Genomic DNA, 24,264 nt, shown 5'->3' on the forward strand with positions numbered 1-24,264 from the left:
TATTCTTAGTCCTGAATTTAAAAAGGAAAATCGTCGTCATCATCAAAATCATTCATTGAAGATCCTGAAAGTTTTGAACTGTCGGGAAGATCAAATGCCGCACCCGGCTGAATGGTTGTTTTAATTTTATCAAAACCGCTTGGTTCGGGCTTTCCGAAGCTCGATGGATATCCTCCTCCGCTCATTCCTCCGTCAAAAGCAGCCTCAATATCACCGAATTTTGCAAAATGTTTTAAGAAAGATAAACGCACATCGGCAGTTGCACCGTTTCTGTGTTTTGCAATAATCAATTCCGCCTGATTTTCTGTTGAGGTTTCCTGTCCTTCTTCATCGTTATCCCAAACTGTAATTTTATAATACTCCGGTCTGAAAATAAAAGATACAATATCCGCATCCTGCTCAATTGCTCCGGATTCCCTTAGATCGGAAAGCTGAGGTCTTTTTCCGGGACGGGTTTCCACACTACGCGAAAGCTGCGAAAGTGCAATAACAGGAACATTCAGTTCTTTAGCAATCGCTTTTAAAGATCGTGAAATCATGGAAATTTCCTGTTCACGGTTTCCGCCTCCTTTTCCTCCGCTTCCGGCAGTCATCAACTGAAGATAATCGACCATGATGAGCCTTACACCATGCTGCATGACAAGTCTTCGGCATTTTGCACGGAAATCGAAAATGGAAAGTGATGGTGTTTCATCAATATATAATGGTGCGTTTTCCAGTTCAGAAACATTGGAGAACAGTCTTTCCCACTCTTCATCATCAAGCGTTCCTTTTCGGAGTTTTTCTGATGAAATTCTTGTTTCGGAAGCAATCATCCTTGTGATAAGCTGTACTGATGCCATCTCAAGCGAGAACAGAGCCATAGGAATTTTGTGTCCCACTGCAATATTTCTTGCCATCGACAGAAGGAATGCTGTTTTCCCCATCGCAGGACGTGCTGCAATAATAATAAGATCGGAGTTTTGCCATCCTCCCGTTTCTTTATCCACATCGCGGAATCCGGAAGGAACTCCGGAAAGTCCTTCTTTGTCTTTTAGAGATTTAATGGTATCAATTGCCTGTTTTACCAATGAATTGGCGGTATCGAATCCTTTTTTAATGGTTCCGTTTGTGATCTCGAAAAAAGACTGCTCGGCTTTATCCAGAAGTTCAAAAACATCTGTAGATTCTTTATAGGAAGCATCAATTACGTTTGCCGAAACATTAATTAAGCTTCGAAGAATATATTTTTCAAGAATAATACGGACGTGGTATTCAATATGGGCAGAAGAGCTTACTCCCATCGTAAGATCGATGATGTAGCTGTCTCCGCCGGCAGAGCTTAACTTTCCTTCTTTTTTAAGCTCCTGAATAATCGTCATTAAATCGACAGGCTGGTTGCCTTCGTATAATTTTAAAATGGTAGAAAATATAACCTGATGTCTCGGATCGTAGAAAACTTCAGGGGTAAGCAAATCGATGGAATGATCGAGCCCTTTTTTATCAATTAAAAAAGTACCAATCACCAATCGTTCAAAATCCAGAGCATTGGGAGGCATTTTCCCGTCTGCAATGGAGAGTTCTTTTGCAAAATTTCCGTTCGTCAAAGAAGATAATGTTTCTTTCTGCGCCATAATAGTGCAAAGATAGTTTTTTTGAAAAGCAAATGAAACGGAGTAACTAACAAAAAATTGTGGATAACTTTTGAAACCGTTATTCAGAAAGGCTTTGCAGAGAGAATAAAAAAATCACCCCAAAAATGAGGTGATTTAATGTTTTGAAAATCAGATTAAATGATTACTGGATGTTTTTTACCAATACCCAACCGCTGTATTTCGTTTGTGTATTATCCTTATCATTTTCTGTCCACGTTATCGTGTACCAATACGTTCCTGTAACGATTTTCTTACCACCGGAAGTTCCGTCCCATGTGTAGTTTCTGATCTTGTCTGCTTTATAAATCATGTTTCCGTATCGGTCGAAAACCGTGAAAACCAAATCTTTTTTATATGCTAAAGCAGAATAATCGATATAGTCGTTTTTGTTATCTCCGTTTGGCGTAATGGCATTCAGAAGATTCGGAACCGTTACCTGAACACTGATCGGGCTACAGTTATAAGCATCTTTTACATATGCTTTGTTTTCACCTCTCGGAAGACCTGTGAAAACATTGGAATCCTGCCAGTTTACTCCGTCGATAGAATATTTATAAGGCGCTTTTCCTCCTGTTGCATTAATTGTAAATGAATCATTGTTGATGTCTATACTTGTAATAACAGGCTGTACTGAAGCGGTAACCTTCACCTGCTGTAATGTCCAGCATTTTCCTGTTTTCAGTTTTACCGTGTAGATTCCTGCAGAAACATTGGATATCGACTGAGTCGTTGCTCCCGTGCTCCATTCATAAGCATCAAAACCAGGTCCTGCGTCTAACGTTGTTTTATCTTCAATACAGATGATCTTATCTTTCAGTACGGCTGATTGTACCGGAGGTAAAACTTTCAGGTTGATTTTTGCAATGGCATAACAGTTTTCTATGCTGATTACTTTTACATAAACCACGGCTGTTGTTGAAATATATGTTGTAGGATTTAAAATTTCATTAATTCCTGCAATAGCATCTGCCTGCGTTTTGTAATATCTCTTGGTGTGTCCTGTCTGTGTCGTTACACTTGGTACAGTTAAATTAAATGAAGCAGTCGTTACATTAGATTCAATGTAGCATTCTTCAATGGAAGCATCATTTACCGTTACTACCGGATTAAACTGTAAACTAATCTGGTTGTAACCTGTGCATCCCTGAGGATTTCTCACTCTTACATATACTGTTTTCGGAGCTGCAGAAGTGTAGGCTGCAGGATTGGTAATTTCATTGGTTCCTGCATTAAGGTCTGCTAAAGTAGGATAGTACTTTTTCGTTACGTTTGTAGATGTAGGATAAACATCAGGAGCTGTAAGATCAAAAACACCTGTTCCTGCATTGTTGTTGTTACACGCTTTTACAGTAGCCGGAACTACAGCAAGTGCTGGTAAGAACTGCAAAGTTATTTCTGCATTTGCAGTACATCCTTCATTGGTTGTAATTTTTACAAAGACAGTTTTAGGAGCCTGAGATGCATAAGAAGACGGAGTTGTTATTTCATTGGTTCCTGCCGTAAGATCCGCCATTGTAGGATAATATTTTTTCAGAACATTGGTCGGTCCGTATACGTTTGCGGAATTTAAATCGAAATAACCGATTCCTGTATTGTCGTAGTTACAAGAAGTAATCGTAGCATTATTTACAACAATATTACCTGATCTGAATTTGAATTTCCCAACCTGAAAACATCCGTTTATCGGGTTATTCGGGTTATTCGGATCTACATATTTAAGTCTGTAATAATAAATTGTTGTAGCATTTACCATGATCGGCGTTGTAATAGGCGCTGTTCCTGTAATCGCATCATTACTTGTTAAATGATAAGTTACCGAGAAGTTTGGATTACCATTGATAATTCCTGTAGACAATGTGCTGAAATCGAACATTGAGGGTAAAGCACATTTTAAAATTTCATTAGGATCTGCCGGGTTTGCAGCAGGTGTTCCCGGTGTAATAAACGGATTTGGCGTTAACGCAGGATTGTTGAATGCAGAAGTTAAAGATGCAGTTCCTCCCCACGTTAAAGAAAACCCATACGGATTACTCGGAATATAATTATCAATAAGAAGATAATAAGTTTCTCCCGCAATTACGTTCAGCGGAGTTTCCCACTGGCTTCCCGTGATTGTTGAGCTTAATCCTGTAGGACCGCTGGTTCCGGAAAAATTACATTTAATCGCGTTTCCAAAATCCCATGTCGCACAATTGATGTTGGGGCCGTAAACCGCAAAATCATAATCATAATGCGTTACACCCGGAACGGTATTTGGGGTGATGGTGAATTCTATAGTACCTGTTGTGGCAGCGGTAAAAACATACCATACAGAATAATGCTCATCGGCAAGACAGCTTCCTGAAGTGGCTTCCTGAACGGTTCCTGAACTGCTCGGATTATAAGAAATGTCTGAATTTCCACAAACAGGAATTGCTGAAATACAATCTGATTGCGAGAAAACCATTTGCGACAGGAATAAAATAGTCAGCAGTAATAATTTCTTCATTAGAAAGATTTTAAAAATATATTAGACTTTATGATGTGAAAAAAACCGCTTTTTCCAAGCGGTTTTTTATTTAATTTATGGTGTTTATTCTCTGTTTTTAACCATCACCCATCCTGAGAATTTGAATGGTGTATTTTTCTTGTCATTCTCTTTCCATTCTACGGTATACCAATAAGTTCCGGTAGGTATTTTTTTACCATTGGTAGTTCCGTCCCATTTGTATCCGTTGGATTTATCAGCCTGGCCAACTTTTACTCCGTATCTGTCGAAAATGCTTAGAACAAGACCTTGCTTTCCTGCTAAAGCAGAATAGTCGATCACATCATTTACACCGTCTCCGTTTGGAGTAATCACGTTGATTAGGTTTGGAACAACTACAGTTACCGTAAGAGGATCACAGTCGTAACCATCTTTCACATAAACAGTATTGTCTCCTCTGGCAACATTTTCAAAAACGTTTGAATCCTGCCATTTAATTCCGTCTAAAGAATATTTGTAAGGAGCAGTTCCTCCGATTACGTTTACAGTTATTGTATTGTTTGTAATATCGATGCTGGAAATTACCGGCTGTTCAGAAGGATAAACTTTTACAGTCTGTTTTGTAACGCAGTTTCCTGTTTTAAGCTCAACCCAGTAAGTTCCAACTGTTACATTGTTAATTGCCTGTGTGGTAGCTCCTGTACTCCATTTGTACGCGGTAAATCCAGGTCCTGCATCTAAAGTTGTCTTATCTTCCATACAGATAATCTTATCTTCAAGTACGCTTGAATAAACCGGCGGAAGAACAATTAAAGTTACTTTTGCTACTGCATAACATCCGTTTCCGTTGGTTACTTTAATGTATGCTACACCGTTCGGAGCAGTATAGGTACTAGGATTTAGGATCGCATTCGTTCCGTTGATAGCATCCGTAAGTGACGGATAATATGTTTTTGTTCCTGCCTGAGTTGTTACAGGAGCCAAAGTAAGATCAAAAGTTGCCATTGCAGGATTGGTGTCAAGATAACAAGATCTTAACGTTGCATCTGTTACCACAACAACAGGGAAGAAGTTTAAGGTGATTTTTGCAATATCAGAACATCCTAAATTGGTTGTAATTTTTGCATATACATCTCCTGTAGACGATGTGTAAGCTGCCGGATTCAAAATTTCATTGGTTCCGTTATTAGCGTCTGCAAGTGTTGGATAATACTTTATAACATACGTATAATTCGGGTTTGGTGTATATAATGTTGTGGAAGTAAGATCATATACTGCAACCCCGTTGTTGTTGTTATTACAAGATGTTAAACTTGCATTTGTAGCTTTAAAGGTAACATCCTTAAATTTAAATGCATTTACGTTGAAACATTTATTCGTCGGGTTATTAGGATTCGTTGGATCCAGATAACGAATTGTATAATAATAGGTACTGGTTGTATTTATAACAATTGGAGAAGTAATAGCATTGGTATCCGCTAAAGCATCATTGGATGTTCTGTAATATTTTACATAGAAGTTAGGGTTGCCATTAACAATATTGGCACTGTTTGTCTGGAAATTGTAAGGAGCCGAAATGTCGCAAACTTCGATGATTCTAGGATCTGAAGCAGTAGCTCCCGGAATTCCGATAGGATTAAACGGGTTAGGCTGAATCGCAGGATCGTTGAACGGTGAAGTTAACGTTGCCGTTCCTCCCCAGGTTAATGAAAATGCCATCGCCGCATTTGCTCCGGACCAGTTATCCACAATAAGATAATAGGTTTCTCCCGGAAGAACATTCAGCGCAGGACTCCATGCTCCAGAGTTTGCAGTAAGACCTGTCTGTAATCCGGTCTGGTTAGGAAAAGCTTGTGCACCTGCATAGTTACAACGAATAGGAGCACCTTTTGTACCGCAGGTTTTATTAGGTCCGTATACAGCAAAATCATAATCCGCGGTATAAGGAGCCTGTGGAGAAATCGTAAATGTTAACGTTCCGGCTGTTGCAACGGTAAACTCATACCAAACCGAATAGTGCTCGTTTGCACTTAAACAGCTTCCGTTGGCATTTACCTGATCATCCACACTTCCGGGACCCGTAGGAAAATAAGAAATATCTGAGTTTCCACATACTCTTATTGCAGAAGCACAGTCTGATTGTGCAAAGAAGAATTGTGAAAAGATTAACAGTAATATAAGGTAGATTTTTTTCATAATAGTCGAATTTATCTTGATTATGACAGATTATTTAAGGGTAGAAAGATAGTAGTTAACATCATCTCTTCCCCAGTTTGGATCCAGACTGGATTTCTTACTATACGTTTTAAATTTAGCCAATGCTGAATTGAAATACGTTTTTGCCGTTTCTTTATCAGAATTCAAGGCAATCTCACCTTTTATAATATCAATTCTGGGATTATTTTTATCATCAGAAGCTGCTTTTGCAAGATATTCATTAGCTTTTGATAAATTGGCAGCACTGTCCGCCGGATTAGTTGATGATTTAAGTAAATATATCTGAGCCAAAAGAATATTGGCTTCCGCATTATTAGGATTTTTTACAAATACGCCTGCAAGATATTTTTCTGCCAATCCTGAAGTTTCTTCAATATTTTGAGCAGTACCTTGTCTTTGAGCACTGATTTCCGCTCTTACCAATGATAAAGCAGTGTAATAATAGGCTCTCCAGTCTTCTTTTTTTGTTTCGGTTCCTCTGGAAAGGGTATTTACATATTTCATGAAATAATCCTTAGACTGCTGAAAGTCTTCAGATTTTTTGGCAGACTCCAATTTTGCAATCTGAGTCTCCATACCTTTCTCAGCGGAGGTTTGAGCAAAGCTGTAAGAAGCCACCACCATAGAAAGGAGAATAGATAGTTTTTTTACCATAATAGAAAATATTTTATAGACAAATATAAAAAATTATTAACTTTAATTTGAAGTTTTTAAGATTTATTTAATAAAAACGTGTATATTGCCCTAATATTCCATTTTTCTCAATTTTGGATTAGTCGCCCCCACAATAACTGCAATAAGCACCGTCATGGTTCCTCCGAAAACTACAGAACGTACAACTCCCAGTAATTTTGCAGATAATCCGCTCTCAAACTGTCCCATTTCATTGCTCGACATAATAAAGATTGAGTTTACGCTCAGTACCCTTCCTCTGATGTTGTCCGGCGTTTTTAGCTGAACAATCGTTCCTCTGATCACTACCGAAATCCCATCCAGCATTCCGCTCATTACAAGGAAAAGGAATGAAAGCCAATACAGATTTGAAAGCCCGAAGCCGATAATACAAAGCCCAAAACCTGTAACCACACCAAGTAAAATCTTACCTTGATTTTTTCTTAACGGAATAACCGATAAAATGGTGATGATGCACATTGATCCAATATCAGATGCGGCATTCAGTAACCCGAATCCTTCCGCTCCTACCTTCAGAATATCTGTTGCATAAACCGGAATCATGGCAACAGCACCTCCGAAAAGAACGGCAAACATATCCAAACACAGCGCTCCGAGAATTTCTTTTGTTTTAAAAATATACGAAATTCCTTCCCGCATACTATTCATAACGTTAATATTCTCTTTTTTGTATTCGGAATGTTGTTTTTTTAACTGAAAAAAGAATAATGAAGCCAAAAAGATTAACGAAATGATAACAACCAGCGTCCACTTTACACCAAAATAGCCGATTAGAAAACCTCCGACCGCGTGTCCGCAAACGGAAGAGATGAGAAATGTTGCCTGATTTAAGGTAACGGCATTCGGAAGATTTTCTTTTTTTACAATTTTGGGAATCATCACAGGAATAATGGGTCCGATGAAGGCTCTCGCAATACCGGTAAAAAAAATAACTCCGTAAATAAAGTAAGTGATCTCATGTCCCGAAAAATGCATTTTAACATTGAAAAAAGCAGGAATCAGTAAAAGGCTGATTAAAAAAATGTAGACGTAATTGCAGATCAGGAGCAACCGTTTTTTTTCATTCATATCAATAACATGACCGGCGTACAAAGCGCAGCTTACCGCGGGAATTACTTCGGAAAGTCCGATTAAACCAATTGAAAAAGGATCTTTTGTTAACTGATACACCCACCATCCAAGTAAAGTAGCGAGCATTCTGAAAGCTAAAACGATAAAAAATCTGCCTGTAAGAAGGTTTCTGAATTCGACATTTTGCAATGTCTGAAGCGGGGTAAATGAAATCATCCGACAAAAATAGCCTCAAATATTAACTTGAGGCTACTGTTATGGTCATTTTTTTAAATGAAAAATTAAATGAGACTTAAAAGATAAAATCTATTTTAGTCTGCTCTTGAAGCACTAAATACCAAAGCGGCAACTCCTGCTGCTCCGATAATGGTGGCTCCGGTTGTAATTCTTGCTTTTCTGCTGTCTCTTACGGCAGCAACATTGGCTTTAGGAATGGTTACTACTGTACTGTCTTTCTTTCCTTTCGTTCCGATAAGATTATCTCCTTCCACGTTACGGAATAACATTTTTCGATTTTTGGAACCATCTCTCATCATTACAGTATACACTTTTCCTGCCTCCAGATTAGAATAATCATTTTTAGCAGTATCCATACTATACTTTGTGGTTGCACAAGATGAAATTACAAATAACGACGTTAATAAAGATGATTTTAAAAGTACAGATGCTTTCATTATTATTTTTTAGTTTTCCAAATTTATAATTTTTTTCGAATATACGTTTCCGGAATCAAAAAAATGTGCTTAAAGTTTATAAATTTCTAATAAATCGGCGATTTTTCTGTCATTTGCAAGTCTTGGCGTTTTATTTTGTCCGCCCAGTTTTCCCTGAGACTTTGCATATTCGTGGAAAGCATTTTTCTTCAGAGAAGTGAGGTGAAGTTTCTGCAGAATATTTCCTGAAATTAAATCATCATAATACGTATTGCGCTTTCTGAGCTGATCATCAAGTTCGTTCTTGAACAAATTTAAATTCTCAGGTTCTTTTTCAAATTCAATAAACCACTCATGATAGGGAAGTCCTTCATCGGGATTTACCTGTGGTGCAAGATGAAACTCTGTAATCTGTGCAGGATATTTTTCCAGCGTGGCTTTCATGGCTTCCTCCACTTCAAAGGCGATTACGTGTTCTCCAAAAGCTGAGGTAAAATGTTTCGTTCTTCCGCTCACGAGAATTCTGTGCGGATTTTTATCGATAAATCTCACGACATCTCCAATGGAATACGCCCAAAGTCCTGAATTTGTTGTTAAAATTAAAGCATAATCTTTATTCAGTTCAACATCCTTTAAGGTCAGTCTTTTTGTGCTATGCTGATCGGAGTCGACGCGCCCGTATTCTTCCAGAGGAATAAATTCATAGAAAATCCCATGATTCGTTAATAGCAGTAAGCCTTCCTTCGTGTAATCATCCTGAAATGCAAAAAAACCTTCCGAAGCAGGAAAAGTCTGTACAATATCCACTTTTCCTCCTAAAAGTTCTTCCATTTTGTCGCGGTAGGGTTCGTAATTAACGCCCCCCGTAACAATCAACTGAAGATTAGGGAAAATCTGTTTTATTTTTTTACCGTGTTTTTCAATCAGCTTTTCAAAATACATAATCAGCCATGGCGGAATTCCGGAGATCAGCGTCATATTTTCCTTTTCGGTTTCCTCTACGATTTTATCCACTTTGGTTTCCCAGTCTCCGATGATGTTGGTTTCCCAGCTCGGAAGTCTGTTTTTCTGCAAATAATCGGGAATATGATGGGCTACAATTCCGGATAGTCTTCCGGTTTTTATTCCGTACACTTCTTCCAGTTCAGGACTTCCCTGTAAAAAGATCATTTTTCCCTGTACAAAATCGGCGTTGTTTTTTTGGGCTATATAATGAAACAATGCACTTTGAGCTCCTTTTACCTGAAAAGGCATTCCTTCTTTTGAAATCGGGATGTATTTAGATCCTGAAGTGGTTCCTGAAGTTTTGGCAAAATATTCGGGAGTATCGGTCCAGAGAATATTTGCCTGCCCTTTTTTTACCCTTTCGATGTAAGGTTTAAGATCCTCATAATCCGAAACCGGAACACGTTCCTGAAAATCCTTTACCGTTTTGATGTTTTCAAAATCGTGTTCTCTTCCGAAAAGCGTTTTTTTCGCAGTTTCCGTTAAGGATAAAAGAAGCTTTTCCTGATCGTTTTCCGCATTTTTTTTGAACTTTTCTGCTTTCCGGACGTGGTTTTTCGCCCAGATCAAAGCTGCATATTTCTTTAGGAAGTTTACCATGGTTCAAATTTATAAATAACTGAACAACTGGCGGTCATTTTCAGAAAATAAGACACAAAAAAAACCGATGAATGAGTGTGCATCGGTTCTTCGAAATTTGATTATGAAAATAACAACTAATAATGTTGAGTTTACTTGTTTACTTTGTACCTTTTATCAGGAGTACCATCCTTTTTCAGTTTTTTGTTTTCCTTATATCTTTTGTCCGGAGTTCCGTCTTTTTTCATTTTTGCTGCGGTTGGCGCTGTTGCAGGTTTTACAGTAGCTGCCGGAGCGGGTTTAGCGGGCTTTACTGTTTTTACCGTTTGAGCTTTTGTTGCAGACGGAGCCGTCTGTTGAGCGGAAGCAAGTCCAAGTCCTAAAACAATAGACATTGCGGTTAAAAATTTTTTCATAGAGAATTTGTTTGTTTTGTTGAATCAAAGGTAGAGAAAATTCCAACTGAAAAATCTATTTTTTTAAACTTAACTAAAGTTTATTACAGCTTAAAAAAAGATTAAATGATACATTTGATATAATGAAAAAGCAGGCGCAAAATACTTTGGTCGTAATTTTTGCTATTGGATTAGTAATCATTTATAAATCTCTGTACAAAGATGAAACGTATGAAGAAGAAATAGAAAAAGAAGAGATAAAATCTGTTGTTGCAAAGAAGTTTGTTAACTATGATAATCAAAGCATTCATTACATTGTTTATGAAAAAGACAGTATCATGATTTCTGAAAGTTGGGATCAATACATAAGTGTTGGAGATTCAATCATCAAGCCTGAACAATCAACACAACTTGTCATCAAAAATAAAGATAAATATATTGAGTTTGATTTCAATAATCCCAATTTACTTCCACTGAAATAAAAAACCTGCTTTCTCCGAAGAAAAAGCAGGTTCTAACATATGTATGAAAAGTTGGTTTATCGGGTACAGTTTGCTGTCCAGGTTTTTCCATCTTTTATGTATAAGATTTTTAGATCGTTGTTGTCTATTCTAATGTACGATGTTGCGGTAGATCCTACCATTACCAAAGTGTTGTCTCCCTGTTGATTAAATTCTACTCCGTTAAGATCCGGGATTCCGTTTGAGAAGGCAAAGTTGTATTTTGTGCCGCTCGCAATTTTTGTTACAAATACACTTCCGTCATTGGAACTGATGTTGTTGTCGCTGTCGTTATAACCGACGCTGCCTTTGTAAGTCCCTGCAAAAAAGTCGTTGTTGGCAGGATCATCATCGTCGCTGCATGAAACGGTCGTGACTACAAAGAATAGTAATAGGAATGCTCCTAAAATTCTGATTGCTTTTTTCATAATAATATTTCTTTAGTGGTTGTAGAGGGTTTATCCAAACAAAGTGCCATGTGGTAGGAGTAATTTTTTTTTAACTTTTAATTTAAAATTTTAGTAAAAAATTAAGAATTTTGAAGTGTTTAAATACTTTCCAACTTCTTAAAAGAAAAATATTTATCCTTATCTTTGTATAGCCAAAACGGTTTCGGAAAACTCCCGAAATCGCTTTTTGCGTTTATACCAAATTATCTATGCAATTAAAAACCATCAGCGAAAAATTTCTTCCCGAGCTTCTTCAGAAAGAATTCGGAAAAGAGATTTTCATTCAACTGGAAAATAATCAACATATTTCTGTAAAAGGAAGCGCGGGTTCTTCGGTTTCTATTTTTGTAGCCGAATTATTTCTTACCCAAAAGAAAACCATTCTTTATATTTTGGACGATAAAGAAGATGCTTTGTATGCCAATACGGAAATGGAAGATCTTTTAGGGAAAGATAAAGTACTCTATTTTCCGGCGACTCATCTGGAGCCGTATCAGGTAGAAAAGACGCAGAACGCCAATCTTGTTCTGAGAACGGAAGTTATCAATAAGATCACATCCGGAAAATCTCCGCGCGTAATCGTTGCGTATGCAGGAGCGCTGTCTGAAAAGGTTTTAAAAAAGGAAGATTTTAAGGCGATATCGCATCATATAAAAGTAGGCGATCAGTTGGATTTTGATTTTGTGGATGAACTGCTCAATCATTACCATTTTCAGCAGGCGGATTTCGTTTCGGAGCCGGGAGAATTTTCAGTAAGAGGGGGAATTGTAGATGTTTTTTCGTTCTCTAATGAAAAGCCTTATCGAATCACATTTTTCGGGAATGAAGTGGAAAGCATTAAAACGTTTGATATTGAAACACAGCTTTCCATTGATAAAGTAAGCGATTTTCAGTTGGTTTCCAATATGAATTTTACAGTAACGGGAAGCAGGGTTTCTTTATTGCAATTGCTGCCAAAAGAGAGTTTCGTGGTTTCTAAAAACGGAATTGTGGGAATGCAGAGACTAAAATCATTTTATGAAAAATCTCTGGAAAAATATGAAACCTTAAGCAAGGACATTGCACACAGGTCGCCGCAGGAATTGTTTATTTCCGATCAGGAATTTCTGTTTGATTATAAAAAATTTAAAACCGTTGATTTCGGAAGTGTTTCTATTGAAGGACTGATTGAATTATCGGAAATGAAGATAGAGCAGACTTCACAACCTGCTTTTAATAAAAATTTCGAACTGTTAATTGAAGATATTGAAGGCAAACAGAATGAAGGCTTCGATACATGGATTTCTTTTTCCACAGAAAAGCAGAAGGAAAGATTGGAACTGATTTTTGAAGAGCTGGAACATAAACTTCCTTTTAAAAGTTTTAAATCTGAACTTCATGAAGGGTTTGTAGACAATGATCATAAAATTCTGGTCTACACAGACCACCAGATTTTCGACCGTTACCAGAGATACAAAGCAAAAAATACATTTGCCAAATCTGAACAGTTGACACTGAAGGATTTAATGTCTTTGAAAATAGGAGATTACATTGCCCACATCGATCATGGAATCGGAAAATTCATGGGATTGGTAAAGGTGAATAATGACGGGAAAATTCAGGAATGTTTTAAACTGACGTATAAAAACGGAGACTTATTATATGTGAGCATTCATTCTCTTCATAAGATTTCAAAATACAACGGTCCGGAAGGAAGAGAAATTGTTTTAAGCAAACTCGGATCTCCAACATGGAAATCTTTAAAACAGAAAACGAAAGCAAGGGTAAAACAACTGGCTTTTGATTTAATAAAATTATACGCTCAAAGAAAATCGGCAAAAGGTTTTGCCTACACTCCCGATTCTTATTTGCAGAATGAACTTGAAGCAAGTTTCCTTTACGAAGATACTCCGGATCAGGAAAAGGCAACCATCGACGTTAAAAAAGACATGGAAGCAGATACGGTGATGGATCGTCTCGTTTGTGGAGATGTTGGTTTCGGTAAAACAGAGGTTGCTATCCGTGCTGCATTCAAAGCGGCGACCGACGGAAAGCAGGTTGCTGTTTTGGTTCCCACCACGATTCTGGCTTTTCAGCATTACAGAAGTTTTAAAGAAAGACTTAAGGATTTTCCTGTAAATGTTGCGTATGTGAACCGTTTCAGAACGGCAAAACAGAAATCTGAAACGCTTGCAGCTTTAAAAGAAGGAAAGGTAGACATTATTATAGGAACACATCAGTTGGCAAGCAGCTCTGTCAAGTTTAAAGATTTGGGATTGCTGATTATTGATGAAGAACACAAATTCGGGGTTTCTGTAAAAGATAAGCTGAAAACTTTAAAAGCAGATGTTGATACTTTAACATTAACGGCAACACCAATTCCGAGAACGTTACAGTTTTCTTTGATGGCAGCGAGAGATTTATCCGTTATTAAAACGCCGCCGCCCAACAGACAGCCGGTAGATACGCAATTGATCGGATTTAACGAAGAAATTCTTAGAGATGCAGTTTCCTATGAGCTTCAGCGTGACGGACAGGTTTATTTCATCAACAACAGGATTGAAAACCTGAAAGATATTGCAGGACTGATCCAAAGATTGGTTCCGGATGCGAGAGTAATTACGGGACACGGACAGATGGAAGGAAAACAACTGGAGAAAAACGTTCTGGATTTCATGGAAGGGAAATATGATGTTCTGGTTTCTACAACCATTGTGGAAAGTGGAGTAGATGTTCCGAATGCGAATACCATCTTTATTAATGATGCGCAGCGTTTCGGGATGGCAGATCTTCACCAGATGAGAGGCCGTGTCGGGCGAAGCAACAGGAAAGCGTTCTGTTATCTTATTACGCCGCCTTATGATATGATGACTTCCGATGCCAGAAAACGTCTGGAAGCCATTGAACAGTTTTCGGATCTGGGAAGCGGTTTTCAGATTGCGATGAAAGATCTTGAAATTCGTGGAGCAGGAGATTTACTGGGAGCGGAACAGAGTGGGTTTATTAATGAAATGGGGTTTGAAACTTACCAAAAACTGATGCAGGAAGCTTTGGAAGAGCTGAAAGACGATGAGGAATTTGAAAATCTTTTCGAAAATGAAGAAGAAAGGAACAAATTATTTAAAACCACAAAAGACGTTAATATTGATACGGATCTGGAACTGATGCTTCCGGACTGGTATATTTCCAATACAGAAGAAAGATTGTTGCTGTACCAGAAACTTGCGGAGATAGATAATGAGGCAAATCTGAATAAATTTGAATCTGAACTGATTGACCGTTTTGGAGAATTGCCGAAAGAAGCGGTAAATTTACTAAAAAGTGTAAGCTTAAAATGGCTCGCTTCAGACATCGGTTTTGAAAAGATCGTCATGAAGAACGGAGTGTTCTTAGGATATTTTCCGGGTAATCCTCAGGATAAATTTTATCAGACGGATAAATTCAGGACTATCATTAATTATTTAACGAAAAATCCTAAAGAAGCACAGCTTAAGGAAAAGACAGGTAAGGAAGGAAATCAGTTGATGATGAGAAAAGATAAAGTAAGGAATGTAGATGAGGTGAATGATCTTCTGAAAACAATTCTGAAGAGTGAAATATAGTTCATTGTATTATCTGATATATTTTGCCGTGTTGTTCTACAATGCGGCATTTTTTATCACATATTTTAAAGATAGCTGAAGAACAATACTTTATGTTTTTTAATGTTAAGGGGATTTAACATTAAAAAAAGATTAAAAAGACGGCATGTAACATGATTTTTATCGTGTTTGTAATTTTAGCTCTGATCGAAAAAATTGGATAATAAAAACGAATTTATTTTAGTCTTGAAATGTTATAAAAAGGTTCTATTTATCACGATTTTTGGATAAATGAATAAGGTGTTAAATGCTTTTTTAAATTTGTAAATATTTCAATATTAAAAAGATATGATTTTTATGTAAATCATAATTCGGAAGAAAAGTAAATTGTTTAATTCATTAACAAGGGATATTTAACTTGAAATATCATTAAAAATTGATATGGAATAATAAGTTTTAGTAGTAATAATTCTACTTTTTAGTCAATTGCTGCTATGGCGTAATTAGTTAATTTCTATCAGTTTACGTATTTCTACTCTACTTTCTGTATGTTTTTTTATTTATCTTTGCAGTCCCTTATTATGAAAAAAACTCTATATAGCTGTGTAGCCGGATTATTATTTTCTGTTCAGGCATACGCTCAGGTGGGAATTGGTATTAGTACCCCCAATGCTGTTCTCGATGTAAACGGGAAAACCACCTTAAGAAAAGAATTGAGAGTAGGAGGTACTGCTACTACGCTGGGGAATCCCGGCTTGAACGGACAGGTGCTGGTTTCTCAGGGCGAAGGTCTTCCCCCAAACTGGCGATCCATAAATGTTACTTTTATGGAAGAAGGTCAGTATAAACTCATCAACTCGTATTTATCTTCCGATCAGGTGGGTATCAGTACGCTTTCTAACGGTGTTGCTGCAGACGGAATTTATAAAAATTCTGTTGGAAACGACATTGCTGCTACTGCAAACGGTACGTGGGTAAAGATTGCCGGTCTTGAGAATAACTTCATCATTAAAAACGGAAAAAACAGGCTTACTTACCAGTTTCAGACAGGAGTCGAAATGAAAGCACCCGCTGCAACAACTTCTCAAAGTGTTACATTTGCCTGTGGTATATTCCGAAACAATAAACTGGTTGCGGTACGTCCTGATAAGATTACTTCCAATAACAATACCGATAAAGGAGGTTTTCAGGATTATATTTTCACGCTGAATTATACGGAGCAGAATGTTCCGGTAGGTACCCAGAAAATTGAGGTCGCCTGCAGAAAAATTGAATCTTCAGATATCAATTCTCAGTTTACCATCGGAAAAAATATCTCGAATTCAAATTCAGTTTCCAATGCATTTAATCTTGAATCTGATTTTAAGGTGGATATTATTGAATATGTAACGTATAAAAGCAACTAAATCCCTCCATGAAAAAAATATTATTAGCTTTCTGTATTTCCGCAGGAATTTTATCTTCTGCGCAAATAGGTATAAAAACACCCACTCCGAAATCTACTCTTGATGTAAACGGTGATGTTAATTTAAGAGATAAATTATCTGTTTTCAATCCTACGGATAACAGTATTTCACAGGGAAATAACGATCACATACTTGTTTCGCAGGGAGCAGGAAATCCTCCGATCTGGAAGTCTCTTCGTATTCCGGAATATGAACCGAATAAATTTTATTTAATTTTTAATAACTCTTTCTCAGATAAAACAGGGATTACTTTTTCCAGTACGGAAGAATCTTCCAATGGAACAAGCAGATCTACAACCCTTGTAAAAGATACAGATTTCAGCAGTTTAAATCAGTTTAAAAAAATAGCATCTTTATCTCAGCCATTCTTTGTTTACAGTACAGAAAGTAAAACCTACTTCCAGTTTGAAACAGTGGTTCAGGCTACGTTTCCTGCCAATGGGACGACCGATATTTCTATTGATTATGCATGCGGAATTTTTGTAGACGATAAGCTTGTGAATCTAAGACAGAGAAATATAAAGGCAAGTAGTGCTACCAATACTTTTATTACGCATAACCAGATCGGGATGGTGCAGAACCTTACCAAAGGGCAGCATACAGTGAGTGTAGCATGCTCCAGATTAAAATCGTACAATACTACGGCAAATTTAGGTATCGGTATTAACGTGTCTTCAAATATCGACAGCTTTATCACACAATCCTCGCTTAAAGTGGATGTTTACGAAATACCGCAAGTATTTAATTCAATCTTAAACTAAATCATGAAAAAAATAGCTTTAGTAATATTTTCTATATTCTCATTAGGATATTATGCCCAAGTCGGTATAAAGACTACAACACCTGTAGGTTTACTTGATATCAACGGGGATCTGAACATCAATAAAGAAATGAGAATGGGCGGAACAAATACCGTAAAAGGTTCAGCCGGAACAGCCGGAACCATTTTTCATAATAACTCGGATCTTGCAGTTAACGACTGGAAGAGTGTGAAAATTGCAGACGGACAGGGAAGTATGTCTTTATTTTCCATGAATACGGTTTCGGATCAGACAGGAGTAACCTTCAGTGGAAATAACGGTTCTACTTCTCCTTATGCAGAAAACTCTGCGCTTACTTCAGATTGGACAGTAATTACAGGAGCCCAGGATACGTATTCGGTAACCAATACCACTAATAAAGTTGTTTTTACGTTTCAGACAACTGCTCAAAAAACCAATAATTCAAACTCGTCTTCAGGTTTTGCGTGCGGAATTTTTGTGGATGATCTTTTAAAAGCAGTAAGAACCGATGTTTTAATCGGGACAGACGGTTCCTATAAAATTTATAACATGAACACAACACTTACGAATGTAACTCCAAAAAATAATTATAAAGTAAAAGTTGCCTGTACAAAACGAAACCTGAATAGCGGAACTTTGGGAATAGGAACGGCAGTGAATACCAACTTTCTGAATTCCGATATGTCTCAGTCTGTTTTAACAACATCTGTTTTGCAGCCTTATTAAAAACAGATTATTTTTCATAAATTAGAATCTAAAAGCGAAAGTTTTTAGATTTTTTTATTTTAAAGTGATATTTATTTAATGATTTTAAGGCTCTGATAGGAGAAAATAAATTATATTTGACGGCATTAAAAATTAATAATATGACCAAAAATTACATCCTGTCCACTTTTGCTGCAATTGCCCTTGGTTTTGTGGTTTCTTGTGACAATACAACGGAAGATCCGCCGAATCAGAACAAGAATACAACATCCGGAACTACGATTACAGGTCCCAGAATTTTATCCAAAGTAAACAATGGGACAAAAGATCTTGAAGAGTATGTTACAACAGGAGGAGCGCTTTCTCAGGTTTTTGTAAGAGATGCTGCGTCCAGCAATACGCTTACTTCTACCGTAACCTATTCAGGAACTACGATTTCTCAGATAAAAATTCAGGATAATGTAACTCCGCACATTACAGATAATACTTACGCACTTACTTATACAAGCGGAAAATTATCCGCATTTACGATGGATCAGACTGTTATGGGAGTGGCTAACCACAGCGATTTTACGGTATATTATGATGCAAACGGTGTACTGTACAGAATTGTTGAGAAGAAAAAAATGGCAGGAAGTACTTCCTATACTCATTATACAGAACTTAAATTTACCTTTTCGGCAAACAATATCGTAAAAGCAGATTACACCACGATGTTAATGAGCGGAGGAACTCCTACGGCTTCCACGGCATCTACCACTTCTTATCTGTATGAAAATTATGATATTAAAGTAAACCCTTATACTACGCTTCCGAAGGAATATTTTATGGTATCTTCCACTATGACGCAGCTCAACTCTTATATGCTGTCTGCCAATAATGTAGGGAAAGTTACGATACAGAATCCTGCCGGAGCTGCCATTTCTTATCCTAAAGGGTATCTGTATGATTCACAGAATTATCCGGTTTCAGATCAGAGTCAGACAATTAAATATATCTATAAACCGTTATAAAGAAGAATTATCTTTTACTAGTTTTATGATAATATGAATAAAAACGTGATTTTTATTCAAAAAAAAATTATATTTGTGAAAAAATAAATAATCCCCTATTGGAATGAAACGACTTTTTTATTTTGTTTTACTATTGGTAGGTATTTCTACAATTCATTCTTGTAAAGATTTATTGGATGAAGACGGAAATCCTCTGGTGGATATTAATGACAATACAGGACTGAATGGTCCGAGAGCTTTATACAGAGAGATCACAGACTCAGATACTTTAGCAACCTATTATTACAATGGTCTTCAATTGTCTAAAGTGGTAACAGACAGTATGAACTCTACTACAGATTTAGCATGGAGCGGAGACAAGGTAAGCAGAATCGATTTCAGAGGATTTTTAGATCTTGACGGAAACGGAGATTTAGATAAAGACAGCGTGATCTTTACACAGCAGTTTACTTATGGAAGTACAGGAAGAATAGAAACCATCTCAGAAAACAGATCTTTCTTTAAGAGAAGTACTACAGCTCCATATACTCCTTTAGTACCGGGACCACAGACGCTTTATAAAAAGACAAAGACACTTTATACCCTGAAGTATGCTGCGGCAACGGCAAAACTGGATTCAATTATCATGAGAAACGGACCTGAAGCTTCAGGAACTCCATTTGTATATACCTCTTATTCAAAAACAAAATATGAATATACAGGAGATAATGTTTCTAAAGTAACAAGAAATTACGGACCAATGGGATCTACAGGAACTATGGGTGCGGCAACAACCAAACTAGGATACGAGTTTACAAATTATGATACGAAAATCAATCCGTTTACTTTAATTCCGAATGCGTACAAAATTTCAAGATTATTATCAACGGAAGCGAATGATGTAAAAAGCTGGATTTTGTCACCAAACAGCCCTCAGAGATATTCCGTTACGGATTTAGGAACACCAATTCCTACACCGGTTGTATTCTCCACAAATTACAACTACGATGCACAGACTTATATGCAAAAAGGATATGGTGTAAATTACATCTACAAACCATTGTAAAAATTTACAATTAAAATAATAAAAAACTCAATCTTCATGAAGGTTGGGTTTTTTTATTTGAAATCCTTTAATTTTGCAAAAAATTTCTCAATGAAATATTTAATTGTCGGTCTTGGAAATAAAGGCGCAGAATACGAAAATACACGTCACAATATAGGCTTTAAAGTTGCAGACAAATTAGCAGAAACCATGGAAGTTTCTTTCAATACCACCAATTTCGGCTGGATGGCAGACGGAAAATACAAAGGTAGAAGAGTTCTGGTCTTAAAACCGGATACTTACATGAATCTTTCCGGAAATGCTGTACGTTACTGGATGCAGAAAGAAAACATTCCTCTGGAAAATGTTCTTATTGTAACAGACGATTTGGCTTTGCCTTTCGGAACCTTAAGAATGAAAGGAAAAGGTTCAGATGCAGGACATAACGGCTTAAAAAACATCAATGAAGTATTGCAGACGCAGAATTATGCGCGTCTTCGGTTTGGGATTTCTGCCGATTTCTCGGAAGGAAGACAGGTAGATTATGTTTTGGGAACCTGGAATGAAGAAGAAAATGAAAAACTTCCGGAAAGAATTGAAAAATTCTCCAAAGCGTGTCTCTCATTTGTATTCGCAGGAATCAATAATACGATGTCTGCATTCAATGGAAAATAATTCTCAGAAAATAATATGTCAAAAACCTCCGGAAATGGAGGTTTTTTGTTATTTGTACACTACAATATCTTTTATGATCTTCTTTTCGAAAAAGTTTCTTTCATTAAGTGTAAAACGATAATTATGTTCCTGCTCAAAAAATTCTATCGGAGTTACAGGAGCCGTGTCAGCTTTCCATTTAATCACAAAACTTACTTCATTCGGAGAATTTAGCTCTTTATCAGAAAACCTGAAAATTGTACTCGGAAGAGCATTTTCCTGATCTTCTTTAATGTCGGATTTTGCTTTCTTAAACTGAAGCTGCGTCATGTCTTTCAGCAATAAAGAAAAAGGTTTTCCAATATATTTTTGCTTATTGGTTTCAAATTTTTTGGCATATGCTAAAGTATCCGAAACTGTTTTTTGAGCATGCAGATCTGTATTAAAAAACAAAATAAAGGTTCCCCAGAATATTTTCATCCGTATTTTCATGAAAAGAATAAAATTTAATAATCAAAAGTAAGATTTTATATACTTTGGTCATCATTTTCTTTGAATTTTTTCTAAAACTGTTTAAATAAAACAAAAGACCATCGAAATCCGATGGTCTTTGCGATTGTACTCTTAAAGCTAATTTCCAATCAATTTATCTAAACTATAACATTTCTTATGCTAACCAGGTTACAACGCCTGTTTCTACATCATAATTGGCTCCCACGATCTTAATTTTTCCTTCCTCTTCAAGTTTTCTAAGGGTAGAACTCTGCTTACGGATATCATCAATCGCATTAATGACGTTATGCTGATTCAGTCTTTCCAAAAGATCTGCATTGGCAGAAGAGCGCTCTTCTCCTTCTTCGATAATATCATTGATAATCGGGTTGAAGTGGTTGATCAGATGGTTAAGGTTATCCATTCCCAAACCTTCGATTTTTGCTGCATCAAGACCGCCTTTTAAAGCGCCGCATTTTGTGTGTCCCAATACTACGACAAGCTTTGAACCTGCAACGTTACAACCGAATTCCATAGATCCTAAAATATCCTGATTAACGAAATTTCCCGCAATTCTGATGCTGAAAATATCTCCCAATCCCTGATCGAAGATAAGTTCTGCAGAAGTACGGCTGTCGATACAGCTTAATACTACCGCAAAAGGCCATTGTCCTTCACGGGTTGCGTTTACCTGCTCCAAAAGATCTCTGTTAGCCTTTAAGTTATTTACAAATCTCTGGTTTCCTTCCTTTAAAAAGTTTAATGCTTTTTCAGGAGTAATCGTCGATTGCGTTTCGGATGTATGTGCTTTCATATAATTTTTATTAAATTGAATTTTTTAAAGGTATAAAATTTATTGTTTTGAGCTTACATTGCTCTTTTATGCGTAACTAAAATGTGAGATTCTTCGTCTCTTTCATAATCTCTGTAAGACGTTTTAAATCCTAACAATTCAACCGTAATGTCTTCTTCTTTTGCACGGATATTGGCAAAATCCTGAATCATTTCCAAAACGTCGGTTGCGATGTAGGACGTTTCTCTTGCATCAATAATTACTTTAGAATTTGGCTGAATGTTTTTTAATGTTTTTTTGATAGCTGCTTTATTCAGGAAAGAAACTTCTTCCGCCAGTTTCATTTTTATTTCATCTGCATCATCCAGCTTCTCACGGCTTAAATAATAAGCTCTTTTCATATTTCCCTGAAGAATATAGAATACTGAAATAGCAAGACCTATTCCAACACCTTTTAACAAATCGGTTGCCACAACAGCCACCACCGTTGCAATGAAAGGAATGAACTGAAACTTTCCTAAATGCCAGAAATGTTTAAACGTAGCAGGTTTTGCCAGTTTATAACCTACCATAATTAATACTGCTGCCAAAGTCGCCAGTGGAATTAAATTTAAAACTACCGGAATCGACAGAACGCATATTAGCAATAAAATTCCATGAATAATGGTTGATAATTTTGAGGTTGCTCCCGAATTGGCATTTGCCGAACTTCTTACCACCACAGAAGTCATCGGAAGTCCTCCGATGAATGAACTGATCAAATTTCCGATTCCCTGAGCTTTTAGTTCCAGATTGGTGTCGGTAATTCTTCTCTGTAAATCCAGTCTGTCGGAAGCTTCAATACAAAGCAGGGTTTCAATAGAAGCGACAATAGCGATTGTTGCTCCTGCAATCCACACTTTCGGATTGGTGAATCCGTTAAAATCCGGCATCGTCACAAGATTTTTAAAGTCATCAAAAGACTGTGGAACGGGCAGAGAAACCAAATGCTGGGTCTGGATTTCCAATGAGCTTCCTGTCATTTTAAAGATCTGATTCAGGATAATCCCTGTTACAACGGCAACCAGAGCTCCGGGAAGCATTTTAATTCTTTTAAGAGCAGGAACTCTGTCCCAGGTAATAAGAATTGCTACTGAAATTAAGGTAATAATGATCGCACCCGGCTGAATCGCTCCGAATAATTCTGTAAAATATCCGAAATTTAGACCATTGTCGAATATAGATTCATGTCCTTCATAATCCTTATCAAATCCCAAAGCGTGGGGAATCTGTTTCAAAATAATGATAATTCCGATGGCAGCAAGCATTCCTTCGATCACGTTATTAGGAAAATAATTGGAAATACTTCCCGCCCTTATAAATCCTAAAATCAATTGAAGCAACCCTGCAATAATTCCGGCACAAAGGAAAAGTTCGAATGCGCCAAGATCTGTAATGGCAGTTAAAACAATTGCCGTTAATCCCGCTGCAGGACCTGAAACGGAAATATTCGAATTACTGATGGATCCTACAACAAGACCTCCGACGATTCCGGCAATGATTCCGGACAAAGGCGGGGCTCCAGAAGCCAATGCGATCCCTAAGCATAAAGGAAGCGCTACTAAAAATACCACGAGTCCTGAAGGGAAATTCTCCTTAATTCCTCCGATTAATGATGTTTTTTTCATGATGAAAATGCTGTGAATAGTGATCTGTTTTTATGAACAGACCGTTGTAAAGTTTGGAAAATGTAATTTTTAAAGCACGTGTTTATTCAATATCAATGGTATGACAAAGAATAGCTATCAAAAAAATCTAACGGTAAAATTACGCTTCCGGAGGCGGAGAAAATATGGTAAGTAATGGAGACAGATGAAAAGAATCGTCTATCAGTACAAACGATCTGTCTTCCAGTGAAGGTTCATAAAACTTCAGATAATCGAAAACATCTAAAGTTTTAGGAAGTGTTTTTTCGTAAACGGTAAAAGTTGAAGGGTGGGAATGTGGCTCTTCTTCATTAATTACTACATTGGTTCTTGTAAGATCCCAACCGAAAACTTCGGCAATACTCGGTAAAGCCGTAAAGTTGAGAAAAAACAGTAATGTAATAATACTCCAGAGTTTCATTTTACA

Annotated in this window: 21 protein-coding genes; 8 read left to right on the top strand and 13 right to left on the bottom strand. The window is 36.9% G+C overall.

Going from position 1 to position 24,264, the window contains the following annotated elements; all coding sequences use genetic code 11:
* Positions 1 to 17: 17 nt before the first annotated feature.
* The 8 genes from dnaB to H6W52_RS07280 all read right to left on the bottom strand — a co-directional run bounded on the left by dnaB (position 18) and on the right by H6W52_RS07280 (position 10,735).
* Positions 18 to 1,613 (bottom strand): replicative DNA helicase, encoded by a 1,596-nt coding sequence (dnaB, locus tag H6W52_RS07245; protein ID WP_116097286.1) that lies wholly within the window; start codon positions 1,611 to 1,613, stop codon positions 18 to 20.
* A 163-nt stretch (positions 1,614 to 1,776) separates the two neighbouring features.
* Positions 1,777 to 4,122, bottom strand: a complete 2,346-nt coding sequence (locus tag H6W52_RS07250) for a T9SS type B sorting domain-containing protein (protein ID WP_228457545.1) — start codon at positions 4,120 to 4,122, stop codon at positions 1,777 to 1,779.
* Between the two features lie 84 nt (positions 4,123 to 4,206).
* A complete protein-coding gene (locus H6W52_RS07255) occupies positions 4,207 to 6,297 on the bottom strand; it encodes a T9SS type B sorting domain-containing protein (RefSeq protein WP_116097288.1) in 2,091 nt (696 codons plus the stop codon).
* 30 nt (positions 6,298 to 6,327) lie between these two features.
* A complete protein-coding gene (locus tag H6W52_RS07260) occupies positions 6,328 to 6,972 on the bottom strand; it encodes a hypothetical protein (protein WP_116097290.1) in 645 nt (214 codons plus the stop codon).
* Between the two features lie 90 nt (positions 6,973 to 7,062).
* Positions 7,063 to 8,298, bottom strand: coding sequence for an MFS transporter (locus tag H6W52_RS07265; RefSeq protein ID WP_185216620.1), 1,236 nt, complete (start codon positions 8,296 to 8,298; stop codon positions 7,063 to 7,065).
* 95 nt (positions 8,299 to 8,393) lie between these two features.
* Entirely contained in the window at positions 8,394 to 8,756 is a 363-nt protein-coding gene (locus H6W52_RS07270; protein ID WP_116097294.1) for a hypothetical protein, read from the bottom strand.
* A 69-nt stretch (positions 8,757 to 8,825) separates the two neighbouring features.
* Positions 8,826 to 10,340, bottom strand: a complete 1,515-nt coding sequence (locus tag H6W52_RS07275) for a GH3 auxin-responsive promoter family protein (RefSeq protein WP_116097296.1) — start codon at positions 10,338 to 10,340, stop codon at positions 8,826 to 8,828.
* 131 nt (positions 10,341 to 10,471) lie between these two features.
* On the bottom strand, positions 10,472 to 10,735 hold the full coding sequence (locus H6W52_RS07280; protein WP_116097298.1) for a hypothetical protein: 264 nt from the start codon (positions 10,733 to 10,735) through the stop codon (positions 10,472 to 10,474).
* A gap of 122 nt (positions 10,736 to 10,857) precedes the next feature.
* Here H6W52_RS07280 and H6W52_RS07285 point away from each other — a divergent pair, with 122 nt between their 5' ends.
* Positions 10,858 to 11,196 carry a hypothetical protein gene (locus H6W52_RS07285; protein ID WP_116097300.1) on the top strand — a complete coding sequence of 113 codons (339 nt, stop codon included), beginning with the start codon at positions 10,858 to 10,860 and terminating at the stop codon, positions 11,194 to 11,196.
* A gap of 56 nt (positions 11,197 to 11,252) precedes the next feature.
* Here H6W52_RS07285 and H6W52_RS07290 read toward each other — a convergent pair whose 3' ends face one another.
* On the bottom strand, positions 11,253 to 11,642 hold the full coding sequence (locus tag H6W52_RS07290; RefSeq protein ID WP_116097302.1) for a hypothetical protein: 390 nt from the start codon (positions 11,640 to 11,642) through the stop codon (positions 11,253 to 11,255).
* A gap of 230 nt (positions 11,643 to 11,872) precedes the next feature.
* On the opposite strand from H6W52_RS07290, the gene mfd reads away from it, so the two are divergent.
* The 7 genes from mfd to pth all read left to right on the top strand — a co-directional run bounded on the left by mfd (position 11,873) and on the right by pth (position 20,888).
* A complete protein-coding gene (gene mfd, locus H6W52_RS07295) occupies positions 11,873 to 15,244 on the top strand; it encodes a transcription-repair coupling factor (protein WP_116097304.1) in 3,372 nt (1,123 codons plus the stop codon).
* A 560-nt stretch (positions 15,245 to 15,804) separates the two neighbouring features.
* Positions 15,805 to 16,629, top strand: coding sequence for a hypothetical protein (locus tag H6W52_RS07300; RefSeq protein WP_087708709.1), 825 nt, complete (start codon positions 15,805 to 15,807; stop codon positions 16,627 to 16,629).
* Positions 16,630 to 16,637: 8 nt separating this feature from the next.
* On the top strand, positions 16,638 to 17,450 hold the full coding sequence (locus H6W52_RS07305; protein WP_185216622.1) for a hypothetical protein: 813 nt from the start codon (positions 16,638 to 16,640) through the stop codon (positions 17,448 to 17,450).
* A 3-nt stretch (positions 17,451 to 17,453) separates the two neighbouring features.
* Complete coding sequence (locus tag H6W52_RS07310) at positions 17,454 to 18,197, top strand: hypothetical protein (RefSeq protein WP_087708713.1); 744 nt, start codon at positions 17,454 to 17,456, stop codon at positions 18,195 to 18,197.
* Positions 18,198 to 18,337: 140 nt separating this feature from the next.
* Complete coding sequence (locus tag H6W52_RS07315; RefSeq protein WP_116097308.1) at positions 18,338 to 19,189, top strand: hypothetical protein; 852 nt, start codon at positions 18,338 to 18,340, stop codon at positions 19,187 to 19,189.
* A gap of 103 nt (positions 19,190 to 19,292) precedes the next feature.
* Positions 19,293 to 20,234: a hypothetical protein gene (locus tag H6W52_RS07320; RefSeq protein ID WP_116097310.1), complete on the top strand. Its 942-nt coding sequence runs from the start codon at positions 19,293 to 19,295 to the stop codon at positions 20,232 to 20,234.
* A 90-nt stretch (positions 20,235 to 20,324) separates the two neighbouring features.
* Positions 20,325 to 20,888: an aminoacyl-tRNA hydrolase gene (gene pth, locus H6W52_RS07325; protein WP_087708796.1), complete on the top strand. Its 564-nt coding sequence runs from the start codon at positions 20,325 to 20,327 to the stop codon at positions 20,886 to 20,888.
* Between the two features lie 48 nt (positions 20,889 to 20,936).
* Here the strand turns inward: pth and H6W52_RS07330 are convergent, their stop codons facing one another.
* The 4 genes from H6W52_RS07330 to H6W52_RS07345 all read right to left on the bottom strand — a co-directional run bounded on the left by H6W52_RS07330 (position 20,937) and on the right by H6W52_RS07345 (position 24,258).
* On the bottom strand, positions 20,937 to 21,347 hold the full coding sequence (locus H6W52_RS07330; RefSeq protein ID WP_116097312.1) for a hypothetical protein: 411 nt from the start codon (positions 21,345 to 21,347) through the stop codon (positions 20,937 to 20,939).
* Positions 21,348 to 21,534: 187 nt separating this feature from the next.
* Positions 21,535 to 22,173, bottom strand: a complete 639-nt coding sequence (locus H6W52_RS07335) for a carbonic anhydrase family protein (RefSeq protein WP_076391687.1) — start codon at positions 22,171 to 22,173, stop codon at positions 21,535 to 21,537.
* Positions 22,174 to 22,226: 53 nt separating this feature from the next.
* On the bottom strand, positions 22,227 to 23,819 hold the full coding sequence (locus tag H6W52_RS07340) for a SulP family inorganic anion transporter (RefSeq protein ID WP_116097314.1): 1,593 nt from the start codon (positions 23,817 to 23,819) through the stop codon (positions 22,227 to 22,229).
* A 139-nt stretch (positions 23,820 to 23,958) separates the two neighbouring features.
* A complete protein-coding gene (locus H6W52_RS07345) occupies positions 23,959 to 24,258 on the bottom strand; it encodes a hypothetical protein (RefSeq protein ID WP_116097316.1) in 300 nt (99 codons plus the stop codon).
* Positions 24,259 to 24,264 lie beyond the last annotated feature (6 nt).

Origin of the sequence: Chryseobacterium sp. C2(2020), from assembly GCF_014218915.1 — a bacterium.
Taxonomy (GTDB): domain Bacteria; phylum Bacteroidota; class Bacteroidia; order Flavobacteriales; family Weeksellaceae; genus Chryseobacterium; species Chryseobacterium mucoviscidosis.